Genomic DNA, 14,164 nt, shown 5'->3' on the forward strand with positions numbered 1-14,164 from the left:
GGAAGATAGAGTGCTAAATAATAGTGTTGGAGGGATAGAACGTGTTAAAACCATTAGCAGATCGAGTTATTTTAGAAGTAACTAAAGAAGAAGAAACAACGGTAGGTGGTATTGTCTTGGCAAGTAATGTACAAGAAAAACCACAAACAGGTAAAGTTATTGCGGTGGGTGATGGCCGTACAATGGATAATGGTGAGAAGATTGCCGTTACTGTCAACGTCGGACAAACCGTTTTATTTGATAAATATGCCGGATCAGAAGTTTCATTTGAAGGTAAAGACTACTTGATTGTGCACGAAAAAGATATCGTCGCAACTGTAGATTAAGTTAAATTTTAAATTTAAAGATGAGGTGGATTAATTATGTCAAAGGAATTAAAATTTTCTGAAGATGCTCGTTCAGCAATGCTTAGAGGTGTTGACCAATTAGCCAATACGGTTAAATCAACTTTAGGACCAAAAGGCCGTAATGTTGTTTTGGAAGAATCATATGGCTCACCAACAATTACAAATGATGGTGTGACAATTGCTCGCGCTATTGAATTAGAAGACCATTTTGAAAATATGGGTGCTAAATTAGTGTCAGAAGTTGCTTCAAAAACCAACGATATTGCTGGGGATGGGACAACAACTGCAACTGTTTTAACACAAGCTATCGTGACTGAAGGTATGAAAAATGTGACGGCTGGTGCTAACCCTGTTGGTATTCGTCGTGGAATTGAAGCTGCTACAAAAGCTGCAGTTGCTGAATTACATGAATTATCACACAAAGTTGAAACAAAAGAAGACATCGCGCAAATCGCTTCTGTTTCTTCAGCTAATGATGAGATTGGTGCTTTGATTGCTGACGCTATGGAAAAAGTCGGTAATGATGGCGTAATTACAATTGAAGAATCAAAAAGTATTGATACCTCATTAGATGTTGTTGAAGGGATGCAATTTGATCGTGGTTACTTGTCACAATACATGGTAACTGATAACGATAAAATGGAAGCTAACTTAGAAACACCATATATCTTGGTGACTGATAAGAAAATTTCTAACATTCAAGAAGTATTACCTTTATTACAATCTATTGTTGAACAAGGTCGTCCATTATTAATCATCGCTGATGATGTTGATGGCGAAGCTTTACCAACCTTAGTCTTGAATAAAATTCGTGGGACATTCAACGTTGTTGCTGTTAAGGCACCTGGATTTGGTGATCGTCGTAAAGCAATGCTTGAAGATATCGCTATTGTAACGGGTGCTACAGTGATTACTGATGAACTTGGCTTACAATTGAAAGATACAACCATTGAACAATTAGGTTCAGCTGGTAAAGTCAATATCACAAAAGAAAACACAGTGATTGTTGAAGGTTCTGGTGATAAAGCTAAAATTACAGAACGTGTTGGTTTGATTAAAAAACAAATCGATGAAACAACTTCTGAATTTGATCGCGAAAAATTACAAGAACGTTTGGCTAAATTATCTGGTGGGGTTGCTGTCATCAAAGTCGGTGCTGCAACTGAAACAGAATTAAAAGAACGTAAATACCGCATTGAAGATGCTTTGAATGCCACACGTGCCGCAGTTGAAGAAGGTTTCGTTGCCGGTGGTGGGACAGCATTCGTTAACGTTATTGGAAAAGTTGCTGCACTCGAAGCAACTGGTGATGAATTAACGGGTATCAAGATTGTGCAACGTGCTTTGGAAGAACCTGTACGTCAAATCGCTAAAAATGCGGGTCTTGAAGGTTCCGTTATTGTTGAAAAATTAAAATCAGAAAAAATAGGTATTGGTTTCAATGCCGCAACTAATGAATGGCAAGATATGATTGAAGCTGGAATTGTTGATCCAACTAAAGTGACTCGTTCAGCATTGCAAAATGCAGCCAGTGTTTCTGCTTTATTGTTAACAACTGAAGCAGTTGTTGCCGACAAACCAGAACCAGAATCTGCAGCTGACCCACAACAAATGCCTGGTGGCATGGGCGGTATGATGTAACCCAAGTTTCATAAAATAATAAAATTTAAAGAGTTATCACTCTGCGCTAATTGCGAGTGGTAACTCTTTTTTTGTGGGGAATAAAGTTCATTTATGGTGTTGTATATTTAAATATAAACGGGTAAAATAGAGTGAATTCGGTGGATAGGAATTAGTGAATAAAATAACTATTCGGTAAGATGAACGTACCGTCAGGGCAACGTTTATGAATAATTTTTTTAAATTTAGAACATAAGGGGTAAAGATGAAATGTGGCGTTATTTAAAGAGATTGTTAATTGGGAAACCATTGAAATCTTCTGAAGAGGGAAATCAACAATTATCAAAGTTTAAGGCATTAGCTCTTTTATCATCAGATGCATTGTCATCTGTGGCGTACGGGACTGAACAAATTGTGACCGTTTTGGTTGGTTTTTCTGCGATGGCAATTTGGTATTCATTACCGATTGCGTTATTAGTTTTAATTTTATTGGCATCAATCACCATTTCTTACCGTCAAATTATCCATGCTTATCCTAAAGGTGGGGGCGCTTATGTCGTCTCAAGCAAAAATTTAGGTGAAAAAGCAGGTTTAATTTCCGGTGGCTCACTTTTAATTGATTATATGCTAACTGTTGCGGTTAGTGTGTCCGCAGGGACTGAAGCGTTAATTTCTGCGGTGCCATCATTGTATGGGCATCAAGTGGTTATTTCAGTGATTATTATTATTTTAGTTATGGCAATGAATTTACGTGGGTTACGTGAATCTGCTTCATTCTTAACGGTACCCGTTTATCTGTTCGTTGTGATGATTATTTTAATGTTACTTGTTGGTGGTTATAATATTATGACTGGTCAAGTGCCTTATCATGCAACAGCTGCTGTTGGGACTGCCGTTCCTGGTATCACAATGGCCTTACTTTTAAAAGCATTCTCATCAGGGTCATCTTCATTAACTGGTGTCGAAGCGATTAGTAATGCAGTGCCTTTCTTCAAAAAACCACATGCTAAAAATGCAGCGGCTACTTTAACCATTATGGCAACTCTTTTAGCTGTCTTCTTTGGTGGTATTACACTATTAAACTACTGGTATGGGATTGTACCTACTGAAAAAGTAACGGTTCTTTCTCAAATTGCACAGACAACATTTGGACAAGGTATTTTATATTATATTTTCCAATTTTCAACCGTGTTAATTTTGGTATTAGCTGCGAATACTGGATTCTCAGCTTTCCCAATTTTGGCCTTTAATTTAGCTAAAGATAAATTTATGCCCCATTTATATATGGATAAAGGTGATCGTTTAGGTTACTCTAACGGAATTATCACGTTGGCAGCTGGTTCAATTATTTTAACGTTCATTTTTAATGGGTCAACAGCCTTATTAATTCCGTTATATGCGGTGGGTGTGTTTATTCCATTTACGTTGTCTCAAACAGGGATGATTGTAAAATGGTATCATGAACGTCCAAAAGGCTGGTTGATGAAGGCCTTCTATAACTTCTTAGGTGCTTTTATTTCACTAAGTATTTTATTGATTCTCTTTAGATACCGTCTATCAACTGTATGGCCATTCTTTGTGATTATGCCAGTTATGTACGGGATATTCTATAAAATTAATGATCATTACAATAAAGTTGCTGAACAATTACGATTGACAGAGGAAGCAGAAATTCACGATTACGATGGTTCTACGGTTATTGTGTTAGTAAGTTCTGTGACCCATGTGACAACTGGTGCCATCAATTATGCGCGTTCAATTGGTGACTATGTGATTGCAATGCATGTGTCTTTCGATACAAATCCTGAAAAAGAACATGAAACGGAACGTGAATTTAAAGAGCGTTTCCCTGGTGTCCGTTTTGTTGATTTGCATTCGTCATACCGATCAATTGCGTCACCCGTTGTGAAATTTACAGATGTGATTGCTAAGAATGCTGCTGCTCGTAATTTTACGACAACAGTTTTAGTGCCACAATTTGTACCAAGAAAACCATGGCAAAATATTTTGCATAACCAAACAAGTTTAAGATTAAGATCAGTTTTAAACTCTCGTGAAAATATTATTGTTGCAACATTTAACTATCATTTGAAAAAATAATGACTAAAAAACATCGATTAATTTTAATTGATGTTTTTTTGAATTTATTTAACAACGTGGTATAGTTATAAAGATATTACTAGACAATACTATAAGGAGAGATACTATCATGTTTCCAATTATCGTAGCATTTTTCGCAACAGCGCTTATCTCCGCGTTGTTAACGCCAGTGGTTAGATTTTTTTCACTTAAAATTGGGGCAGTTGATGTTCCCAATAAGCGACGAGTAAATAAAGTTGCAATGCCCACAATGGGTGGTTTAGCTATTTTTATCGCCTTTAGTTTTACGAACTTTTTTGTTTTACGAAATCAATATCCCATTAAAATGTTAGTGACGTTATTTATTGCTGAATTGGTAATTATTGTCACAGGGGTCTTAGATGATAAATTTGAATTAAATCCACGTCAAAAGATGTTTGGTATTACAGTTGCCGCCTTGATTGTATATTTTTTCTCAAATATGCGAATGACAACATTGACGATTCCTTATTTTGGGATTGTTAATCTGGGCTGGTTGAGTTTGCCTATTACGGTTATTTGGATTTTGGCTATTACAAATGCAATTAATTTAATTGATGGGTTAGATGGACTGGCCACAGGGGTTTCAATTATTGCCTTGTTTACAAGTGGGTTAGTGGGCTATTTCTTTTTAGTTAATACAAATAGTTACATTGCCATCATGATGTTTACGTTGGTTGCCGCTTTGATTGGATTTTTACCGTATAATTTTTTCCCGGCTAGAATTTATTTAGGGGATACGGGTGCGTTATTTATTGGATTTATGATATCAGTTTTTTCATTATCTGGGTTAAAAAATGCTACTTTCATCTCAATTATTGTCCCGGTCCTGATACTAGGGGTTCCTATTACAGATACAGTTTACGCCATGTTACGTCGGATTTTAAATAAAAAACCAATTTCTCAAGCAGATAAACATCATTTACATCATCGCTTAATGCAAATGGGATTAACGCATCGTCAGACGGTATTGGTTATTTACGGGCTTGCGTTAATTTTTTCGTTTATCTCATTACTTTATCCCATTTCATCAATTTGGGGGTCAATATTAATGTCAATTGCGACCTTAATTGGATTGGAGCTATTCGTCGAATCTATTGGATTAGTTGGTTCCAAACGAAAGCCGTTATTAAATTGGATTAAAAAAATTGTTAAAACAATGACTTCGAAAAAATAATTAATAAAAAGGATGCCCAATTAGGGGCATCCTTTTTTAGTTGGCTGGAATTTCATGGTATAAATCTTGACCTAATTTAAAGGTAATCTGATTACTGAGTAGGTTAATTAGCTGGTCTTGTAGAGTGTTCAGTGCCTTTTTATCGACTGCTAAAGTAAATTCAACAGTTTCAAGATAAGTACTTTGTTGAATGGTAATGTTATTTTTCTCAAGATAGTTTTCAAATTTTCCAACATTAGAGTAAGCAATTTGACAAAGGAGTTCCGTTTGTAAAACGCGTTTAATGATGCCAATTTGTTCAATTGCTTGTGAAGTAGCATTACTGTAAGCCCGAATTAAGCCACCAGCACCTAATTTTATCCCACCAAATTTCCGACTGACAACGATACAGGTATTTTTAAGATGATTGGTCTTAATAACTTCTAGAATTGGTGTTCCGGCTGTTCCAGAGGGCTCGCCGTCATCACTTTGACGTTGAATTTCGGACTCAAGGCCAAAAGTGTACGCAAAACAGTGATGTCTGGCCTTAGGTTCTAATTTCTTAACTGATTCAATGAAAGCCACGGCTTCATTTTCAGTTGTAATTCTGGTAATCCGACAAATAAAAGCAGATTTTTTTTCAATTAATGTGGCTGAACCAGATTCTTTGATGGTTAAATAATTTTTTGACATTATTATGATTCCTTTGCGTATTTAAATTTATGAAGGGATTGAAGCGCATGTTAATGGCAGATTTTTATGGTCGCCTAGTCACCAATTTGGAAATTGATGATGATAGCAATTTAGAAGGAATAACTGCATATCCAGGCATTTTCACTGAGAATAATCAAATAATTTGTCAAAGATGCCACTCAAAACTGAATTTGGTGACAGATCGATTACAAGGTGATCAGTATTATTGTCCCTATTGTCTGATATTAGGTCGTATCTCAACGGCAACGACACTTTATACTATACCTGAACCTAACTTGTTTTCAACTCATAAGAAAAGACCCTTGACGTGGAAAGGGCAATTAACGGCTAGCCAAGAAATTTGTGCTAACGAAGTGAAACAAGTTTTTGAAAATCCAGGGGCACGACATTTACTATGGGCAGTGACGGGTGCTGGTAAAACGGAAATGTTGTTTCCGGGTATCGAGGCTGCGTTAATGAATAATAAGCGTGTTTGTCTGGCATCACCACGTGTTGACGTGTGTATTGAGCTATTCCCGCGCTTACAAGCTGCATTTAAAGATATTGCTATTTGTTTATTACACGGGAAATCAACGGAGCCTTATCATTATACGCAGCTTGTCATTTGTACAACACACCAATTATTACGATTCCATAAGGCGTTTGATGTCATGATAGTTGATGAAGTAGATGCGTTTCCTTATGCACAAAATGACTTATTATTACGGGCAACGAAACAAGCCACTAAACTAAAAGGCGCAAGTTTATTTTTAACCGCAACGCCCAGTGAGTCACTCTTGAAAGAAGTTCGGTTAAAACAATTAACCGTGAGTTATTTACCCATGCGATTCCATGGGCACTTATTACCTGAAATTAAAATAAAGTTTGAAAAATCATGGGAAAAGCAACTTAAAAAGGGGCGTTTGCCAAGAAAACTGACAGTTAAAATGACGCAATGGATGCAGAGAGATGATCCGTTTCTCATTTTTGTGCCAAAAATTTGGCTGTTGGAACCCGTTTTTGATGCGTTTAAAAAGAAGTTTCCTAATTTAAAAGGGGCAACAGTTTATTCTGAAGATCCAGATAGATTAGATAAAGTTAAGGCCATCAGATCAGGCGAGTTACGGTATTTAATTACAACGACAATCTTGGAGCGGGGTGTGACCTTTGCTAACTTGGATGTATTTGTGTTAGGTGCTGATGACAAAACCTTTTCAACAGCAGCGTTAGTTCAGATAGCAGGTAGGGTTGGACGCAATGGTAATCGACCGTTTGGCGATGTTATTTTTTTATGTTGCCATTACACGGTCACGATTAAGAAAGCAGTTGGACAAATAAAAACGATGAATGGGAAAGCTAGGAAATTAAATAGATGAAAAACTGTAAAATCTGCCAAAATGTGTTCAGTCAGAAATTAACGTTAGCCTTTCTTGTGTCACTGAAACCTTATGAAAAGCAATTAATTTGTAGTGAATGCCAGACACGATTACAGTTAATTGATGGTAAAACGGCTTGTCAAGGGTGTGGCCGAGCGCAAGCCACACCAGAACTTTGTGTGGATTGTAAAAAATGGCAACTGATTTATCCTGGTTTGAAATTTCAAAATCAAGCTTTATATGTTTACAATGATTTCATGAAGGCATTTATGCAAAACTATAAATTTAATGGTGATTATCGTCTCAGGACTGTTTTTCAAACCGCATTGAAAAAGAAACTAGCAACCCTTGATTTTGATTTTCTTATTGTGATACCAGTGGATTCTGGCACATTAAATAAGCGGGGATTTAATCAGGTTTGCGGGCTGTTAGCTATTGAGCATAGTCACTTTTTGGAACGAAATGATACGGTAAAAGAAAGACAGTCACATAAAAATAGAAAGCAACGGCTTGAATTAGTACAGCCTTTTGCGCTTAGTTCAAATTGTCCAGATTTGTCAGATAAAGTTGTATTGGTAGTTGATGACATTTATACGACCGGTCGAACGTTATTTTATGCAATTGCCTTGTTGGCGCCAAATGCTAAATGCGTTAAAAGTCTGACACTTGCAAGATAGAAGGTAACGCTTTATTTAAAAATAATTATGATAAAAATATGAAAAAGCTAAATGAAAGCTGTTAACGATTACAATGGCGTATTAAGTAGATTTATTGAGGAATATTATTTGTATATTTAGTCATATTCGCTTATAATTAGATTAAGCGGTAAGGGTCATAAATTTAAGTAAAATTTTAGACCTTGCTATAGATTGAAGGGAGAGTTTATTATGTTAAAATACAATATTCGCGGTGAAAATGTTGAAGTTACAGATGTTACTAGAGATTACGTTGAAAAGAAATTATTTAAATTAGAAAAATATTTTACTGATACATCTAATTCAACGGCACATGTCAATTTAAAAGTCTATTCAGACAAATCAGCCAAAGTGGAAGTCACTGTACCAATGCCTTCTCTCGTCCTTCGAGCTGAAGAAACATCACAAGATTTATTATCAAGTGTTGATCTTGTGACTGATAAACTAGAACGTCAAATTCGTAAATATAAAACTAAAATTAATCGTCAATCAAGAGGCAAAGGGATTAAAGATATTGAAATTCGTAATGAAATTTCTGATGAAGAATCTGACTCTAATGACGACGAAGTAAGCATGTTTGATGTTGTTCGTACAAAACATGTTTCTTTGAAACCAATGAGTAGTGAAGAAGCTATTTTACAAATGGATATGTTGAGCCATAATTTCTTTATTTATGAAGATGCTGACACAGAAGGTACTAATATTGTTTACAAACGAAAAGATGGTCGCTACGGTTTAATTGAAGCGGAAGATTAAGATTTTTAAGGAAAGCCTTTTGGGTAGTTCGCCTGCTCAGGGCTTTTTTTGTGATTTTTGGTTTAAAATTTGTTGATTTAGTGATATTATGAAAAATAATATTATAATTAAAAATAATTTAACAAATGTGTTCGTATAAGGGGAAAGCTAAATGGCAAATGTATTAAGACAATGGGTTGAAAGTGATACCCGCGAATTACGTAAACTGGGTAAAATAGCCGATACTATTGAAAATATGGCCGATGAAATGGCCGCATTATCTGATGATGAACTGAAAGCTAAAACACCTGCTTTTAAAGCAAGATATAAAGAAGGAGAAACACTTGATGACCTTTTGCCTGAAGCATTTGCAGTTGTACGTGAAGCTGCAAAACGTGTATTAGGCTTATATCCATTCCGTGTTCAAATGATTGGTGGAATGGTTTTAAATGATGGTAATATTGCAGAAATGAAAACTGGTGAAGGTAAAACTTTGACAGCTACTATGCCTGTGTATTTAAATGCAATTTCTGGCTTGGGCGTTCATGTTGTTACTGTTAATGAGTACTTATCAAGTCGTGATGCAACCGAGATGGGTGAATTATACTCATGGTTGGATTTAACTGTTGGGTTGAATATTAACTCAAAAACAGCTGAAGAAAAACGTGAAGCTTATGCTGCTGATATCACTTATTCAACAAATAGTGAATTAGGTTTCGATTATTTGCGTGATAACATGGTTGTTTACCGTGAAGATATGGTACAACGACCTTTGAACTACGTTATTGTCGATGAAGTTGATTCAATTTTGATTGATGAAGCTAGAACACCCTTGATTATTTCTGGTCAAGCTGAAAAAACAACGGCTATGTATGTTCGTGCCGATCGTTTTGCTAAAACATTGACTGAAGAAGAGGATTACAAAATTGATCTTGAATCAAAATCAATTTCTTTAACCGAAGAAGGTATTCGTAAAGGTGAAAAATATTTTGGTTTAGATAATTTATTTGATACAGATAACACCATTTTGACTCACCATTTGGATAATGCATTACGCGCTAACTTTGTAATGTTGCGTGATAAAGATTATGTTGTGCAAGATAATGAAGTTATGATTGTTGATCAATTTACGGGTCGTATTATGGAAGGCCGTCGTTATTCTGATGGTGTTCATCAAGCAATTGAAGCGAAAGAACATGTTGAAATTGAAGATGAAACAAAAACAATGGCTAACATTACGTATCAAAATTTCTTTAGAATGTACAAGAAATTGTCTGGTATGACAGGTACTGCTAAAACGGAAGAAGAAGAATTCCGTGAAATTTACAATATGGAAGTTGTTCAAATTCCAACGAATAAACCAATTATTCGTGATGATAAAGCAGATTTATTGTACCCATCATTGAAAAGTAAATTTAAAGCCGTTATCGCTGATATTAAAACACGTCATGAAGCTGGACAACCAATGTTAATTGGGACGGTTGCGGTTGAAACATCAGAATTATTAGCACAGCTGTTAGATGAAGCTGAAATTCCACATGCTGTTTTAAATGCCAAAAACCATGAACGTGAAGCTGAGATTATTTTGAATGCCGGACAACGTGGTGCTGTTACAATTGCGACAAATATGGCTGGACGTGGGACTGATATTAAATTAGGACCTGGCGTTAAAGAAATTGGTGGGTTGGCTGTTATCGGGACAGAACGTCATGAATCTCGTCGTATTGATAATCAACTTCGTGGCCGTGCTGGCCGTCAAGGGGATGATGGGATGACACAATTCTATCTTTCTTTGGAAGATGATTTAATGTTACGATTTGGTTCAGAACGTATCAAGAATTTCTTGGAACGTATGAATATTACTGAAGATGATGCTGTTATCCAAAGTCGTATGATTACAAAACAAGTTGAATCTGCTCAAAAACGTGTTGAAGGTAATAACTACGATACACGTAAAAATGTTTTACAATATGATGATGTTATGCGTGAACAACGTGAGGTTATTTATAGCCAGAGACAACAAGTCATCATGGAAGAAAAAACATTGAAGCCTGTTATTATGCCTATGATTCAACGAACGATTAATCATATTGTTCAAATGCATACACAAGGTGACCAAGCCGAATGGAACTTACAAGCTATTATAGATTTTGCGGTATCTTCAATGGTTAATGAAGATAGTATTTCATTGGCAGATTTAGAAAGTAAGGATGCTAAAGAAATTGAAACCTACTTAGTAGGCCGTGCTGAGAAGAATTATGAGATGAAAGAAGATCAATTAGTCGATGCAGCTCAAATGCTTGAATTTGAAAAAGTCGTTGTGTTACGTGTCGTTGATGATAAATGGACAGCTCATATTGATGCAATGGATCAACTTCGCCAGTCAATTGGACTACGTGGTTACGGACAATTGAACCCACTAGTTGAATACCAATCAGATGGGTTCAGAATGTTTGAAGAAGTCGTTGGTACAATTGAATTTGAAGTGACGCGTTTATTCATGAAAGCTGAAATCAGACAAAATATTAAACGTTAATCAAAAGGTAACAAGAGAATGTTAATAAAGAGTCACTTCCGAATTCGATAGAGTTTGAAGGTGACTCTTTTTAGTAGATTAAGGAGAATATTAATGGAATTAAGCGATTATAGAAAACAAATTAATGATATGGATCAACAAATAACTAACTTCAGGGGGTCTCTTTGACTTAGAGACACTGAATGAACGAATTTCTGAAAATGAAGAACGAATGGCTAATCCTGATTTTTGGAATCATCAAGAAGAAGCACAAAAAATGATTGATGAAACTAATCAATTAAAAGGTAAATATGATTCGTTCCATGATTTGGAGAGTAAGGTCTCAGAACTACAAGTCATGCTTGAATTATTACAAGAAGAAAATGATGAAGAAATGCTTGCCGAATTTAATGAGTTATTTAGCGCAACGCAAAAGGCACTTGATAAATATCAGTTACGTTTATTATTGAATGAGCCATACGATAGCCGTAATGCTATTTTAGAAATCCATCCAGGTGCTGGTGGGACAGAATCTCAAGACTGGGGATTGATGTTACTCAGAATGTATACGAGATGGGCTGAAAAAAGTGGTCTAACCGTTGAAACGGTTGATTATCAATCTGGGGATGAGGCTGGCTTGAAGAGTGTGACACTCCTTATTAAAGGGGTAAATGCATATGGTTATCTTAAAAGTGAAAAAGGGGTCCATCGATTAGTACGTATTTCACCATTTGATGCTGCAGGACGCCGTCATACGTCATTTGCATCTGTTGATGTGATGCCAGAATTGGACGATTCTGTTGAAATTGAATTGAATCAAGATGATATTCGTATGGAAGTTTTCAGATCATCCGGTGCTGGTGGACAACATATTAATAAAACGTCTTCAGCCGTAAGATTGATTCATATTCCAACGGGGATTGTAACGTCGAGTCAAGCGCAACGGTCACAATTTCAAAATAGGGCTACAGCTGAAAGTATGATGAAATCTAAGTTGTATCAACTTGAAATGGAAGAAAAAGAAAAAGAACGTGCGGCAATTCAGGGTGAGCAGATGGATATCGGATGGGGCTCACAAATTCGATCATACGTGTTCCATCCTTATTCCATGGTCAAAGATCACCGTTCAGAGTTTGAAACTGGAAATGTTCAAGCAGTTATGGATGGCGATTTAGATGGGTTTATTAACGCTTATTTACAATGGAAACTAAAAAATGAAAATCCAAGTTAATAAATGAAATTTAATTGTAAGACTATTGCAATGTATGAAAAGATAATCATGTTATAATGAAAGCATTCTGAAAAGAAACATAGGAGGATTCACCGATTGATAGAATTTAAAAATGTATTTAAACAATATTCCGATGATATTATCGCAAGCAATGATATCAATATTCGAATTGACCAAGGCGAATTTGTCTATGTCGTTGGCCCTAGTGGGGCTGGTAAGTCGACATTTATCAAAATGATGTATCATGAAGAAAAAGCAACGTCTGGTGAAATTACAGTAAATGAATTCCATTTAGAAACAATGAAACCAAAAGAAGTGCCATTTTTACGGAGAGATTTAGGAATTGTTTTCCAAGATTTCAAGTTATTACCTCGATTAACCATTTTTGAGAACATTGCCTATGCTTTAGAAGTGATTGAAAAAGAACCAGCAGAAATCAAAGAACGTGTTGATTATGTATTGGAACTTGTTGACTTATCTGACAAAGCAGATAAATTTCCTGAAGAATTGTCTGGTGGGGAACAACAAAGAATTGCGATTGCACGTGCAGTTGCAAATAAGCCAGAAGTTTTAATCGCTGATGAACCAACGGGGAATTTAGATCCTGAAACGTCAGATGATATTATGGCAATTTTAGAAAAAGTTAACGCACAAGGAACAACTGTTATCATGGCAACTCATAATAGTATTATTGTGAACAAATATCCACATCGTTTGTTGGCTATCGAAGATGGCCGTATTGCCCGAGATGAAGAAGGAGGAAAATACGGTTATGAAAATGAGAACAATTAAGCGTCATTTAAGTGAAAGTGTGAAGAGTTTACGTCGTAACGGATGGATGTCTGTTGCTGCTATTAGTGCGGTTACCGTAACATTGATTTTGGTTGGTGTGTTACTTTCAATTTTAATGAACGTGAACAAATTAGCATCTGATGTTGAAAATGATGTTCAGGTCCGCGTGTTCGTTGAACGTAAAACAACGAAAAATGAACAGGCTGCATTGAAAAAGAAACTTGAAAGCTATTCTGAAGTCAAAAAAGTGACGTTCTCAAGTAAAAAAGAACAATTGAAACAGGTAGTCGGTAGTTACGGTAGTGAATTTAAATTATTTGGTGGGGATGACAATCCTCTGTATGATACATTTGATGTTCAAACAAGCCAGCCAAAGCAAACTGAAACGATTGCAAAACGTGCTAAAACTTTAGATTACGTTAATGATGCTAGTTTTGGTGGGACATCTGCTAAAAAACTATTTAAAGTAGTTGGTAGTATTCAAAAATGGGGTATGATTATTAGTGCATTACTTCTTTTCGTTGCGGTATTCTTGATTTCTAATACAATCAGAATCACAATTTTATCTCGTAGAAATGAAATTGGAATTATGCGATTAGTTGGTGCAACGAATGGGTTTATTAGATGGCCATTCTTACTTGAAGGTGCATGGACTGGTCTTTTAGGAGCAATCATGCCAATTATCTTAGTTGATTTTGGGTACATTTGGATTTACAACGGATTACAAGCTTCATTGGCATCAACCAGTTATCGATTATTAACGCCGGGAACTTTCTTGGCAGAAATTGATATTTTATTAGTGTCAATTGGTATTATTATTGGTGCATTAGGATCATTTGTTTCAATGCGTCGATTCTTGAAAATTTAATTAAAATTTTGAAGGACT

The 14,164-nt window shown here is 35.8% G+C and carries 12 protein-coding genes; 11 read left to right on the forward strand and 1 reads right to left on the reverse strand.

Going from position 1 to position 14,164, the window contains the following annotated elements:
* Positions 1-41: 41 nt before the first annotated feature.
* From groES to ACVPPR_RS02530, 4 genes are all read left to right on the forward strand, one after another.
* Positions 42-326, forward strand: a complete 285-nt coding sequence (groES, locus tag ACVPPR_RS02515) for a co-chaperone GroES (protein WP_462297263.1) — start codon at positions 42-44, stop codon at positions 324-326.
* A gap of 36 nt (positions 327-362) precedes the next feature.
* Positions 363-1,988: a chaperonin GroEL gene (groL, locus tag ACVPPR_RS02520; protein WP_462297262.1), complete on the forward strand. Its 1,626-nt coding sequence runs from the start codon at positions 363-365 to the stop codon at positions 1,986-1,988.
* Positions 1,989-2,237: 249 nt separating this feature from the next.
* On the forward strand, positions 2,238-4,067 hold the full coding sequence (locus ACVPPR_RS02525) for an APC family permease (RefSeq protein WP_462304569.1): 1,830 nt from the start codon (positions 2,238-2,240) through the stop codon (positions 4,065-4,067).
* Positions 4,068-4,176: 109 nt separating this feature from the next.
* Positions 4,177-5,262, forward strand: coding sequence for a glycosyltransferase family 4 protein (locus tag ACVPPR_RS02530; RefSeq protein WP_462297260.1), 1,086 nt, complete (start codon positions 4,177-4,179; stop codon positions 5,260-5,262).
* Positions 5,263-5,298: 36 nt separating this feature from the next.
* On the opposite strand, the gene ACVPPR_RS02535 is transcribed toward ACVPPR_RS02530, so the two are convergent.
* A complete protein-coding gene (locus tag ACVPPR_RS02535; RefSeq protein WP_462304570.1) occupies positions 5,299-5,934 on the reverse strand; it encodes a YigZ family protein in 636 nt (211 codons plus the stop codon).
* Positions 5,935-5,963: 29 nt separating this feature from the next.
* On the opposite strand from ACVPPR_RS02535, the gene ACVPPR_RS02540 reads away from it, so the two are divergent.
* From ACVPPR_RS02540 to ftsX, 7 genes are all read left to right on the forward strand, one after another.
* Positions 5,964-7,310, forward strand: a complete 1,347-nt coding sequence (locus ACVPPR_RS02540; RefSeq protein WP_462304571.1) for a DEAD/DEAH box helicase — start codon at positions 5,964-5,966, stop codon at positions 7,308-7,310.
* The gene (locus ACVPPR_RS02545) at positions 7,307-7,987 is read left to right on the forward strand and encodes a ComF family protein (RefSeq protein ID WP_462304572.1); all 681 of its coding nucleotides are present in this window, start codon (positions 7,307-7,309) and stop codon (positions 7,985-7,987) included. The genes ACVPPR_RS02540 and ACVPPR_RS02545 overlap by 4 nt, the downstream gene beginning before the upstream one ends.
* A gap of 210 nt (positions 7,988-8,197) precedes the next feature.
* A complete protein-coding gene (hpf, locus tag ACVPPR_RS02550; protein WP_462304573.1) occupies positions 8,198-8,761 on the forward strand; it encodes a ribosome hibernation-promoting factor, HPF/YfiA family in 564 nt (187 codons plus the stop codon).
* Between the two features lie 151 nt (positions 8,762-8,912).
* Positions 8,913-11,276: a preprotein translocase subunit SecA gene (secA, locus tag ACVPPR_RS02555; RefSeq protein ID WP_462297255.1), complete on the forward strand. Its 2,364-nt coding sequence runs from the start codon at positions 8,913-8,915 to the stop codon at positions 11,274-11,276.
* Between the two features lie 93 nt (positions 11,277-11,369).
* A protein-coding gene (gene prfB, locus ACVPPR_RS02560; protein WP_462304574.1) for a peptide chain release factor 2 occupies positions 11,370-12,486 on the forward strand; the annotation gives its coding sequence in 2 pieces (ribosomal slippage) (positions 11,370-11,441 and positions 11,443-12,486; 1,116 coding nt in all).
* A 96-nt stretch (positions 12,487-12,582) separates the two neighbouring features.
* Complete coding sequence (ftsE, locus tag ACVPPR_RS02565) at positions 12,583-13,278, forward strand: cell division ATP-binding protein FtsE (RefSeq protein ID WP_462304575.1); 696 nt, start codon at positions 12,583-12,585, stop codon at positions 13,276-13,278.
* On the forward strand, positions 13,259-14,146 hold the full coding sequence (ftsX, locus tag ACVPPR_RS02570) for a permease-like cell division protein FtsX (protein ID WP_462297252.1): 888 nt from the start codon (positions 13,259-13,261) through the stop codon (positions 14,144-14,146). Before ftsE ends, ftsX begins: the two co-directional genes overlap by 20 nt.
* Positions 14,147-14,164 lie beyond the last annotated feature (18 nt).

It is taken from the genome of Dellaglioa sp. L3N (genome assembly GCF_054941095.1).

Bases quoted from the DNA above. Each gene is read 5' to 3' on its own strand.
- hpf (WP_462304573.1), top strand. From the start codon at position 8,198: ATGTTAAAATACAATATTCGCGGTGAAAATGTTGAAGTTACAGATGTT.
- ftsX (WP_462297252.1), top strand. From the start codon at position 13,259: ATGAAAATGAGAACAATTAAGCGTCATTTAAGTGAAAGTGTGAAGAGT.
- secA (WP_462297255.1), top strand. From the start codon at position 8,913: ATGGCAAATGTATTAAGACAATGGGTTGAAAGTGATACCCGCGAATTA.
- ACVPPR_RS02535 (WP_462304570.1), bottom strand. From the start codon at position 5,934: ATGTCAAAAAATTATTTAACCATCAAAGAATCTGGTTCAGCCACATTA.
- groL (WP_462297262.1), top strand. From the start codon at position 363: ATGTCAAAGGAATTAAAATTTTCTGAAGATGCTCGTTCAGCAATGCTT.
- ACVPPR_RS02530 (WP_462297260.1), top strand. From the start codon at position 4,177: ATGTTTCCAATTATCGTAGCATTTTTCGCAACAGCGCTTATCTCCGCG.
- ACVPPR_RS02525 (WP_462304569.1), top strand. From the start codon at position 2,238: ATGTGGCGTTATTTAAAGAGATTGTTAATTGGGAAACCATTGAAATCT.
- ACVPPR_RS02540 (WP_462304571.1), top strand. From the start codon at position 5,964: ATGAAGGGATTGAAGCGCATGTTAATGGCAGATTTTTATGGTCGCCTA.
- ACVPPR_RS02545 (WP_462304572.1), top strand. From the start codon at position 7,307: ATGAAAAACTGTAAAATCTGCCAAAATGTGTTCAGTCAGAAATTAACG.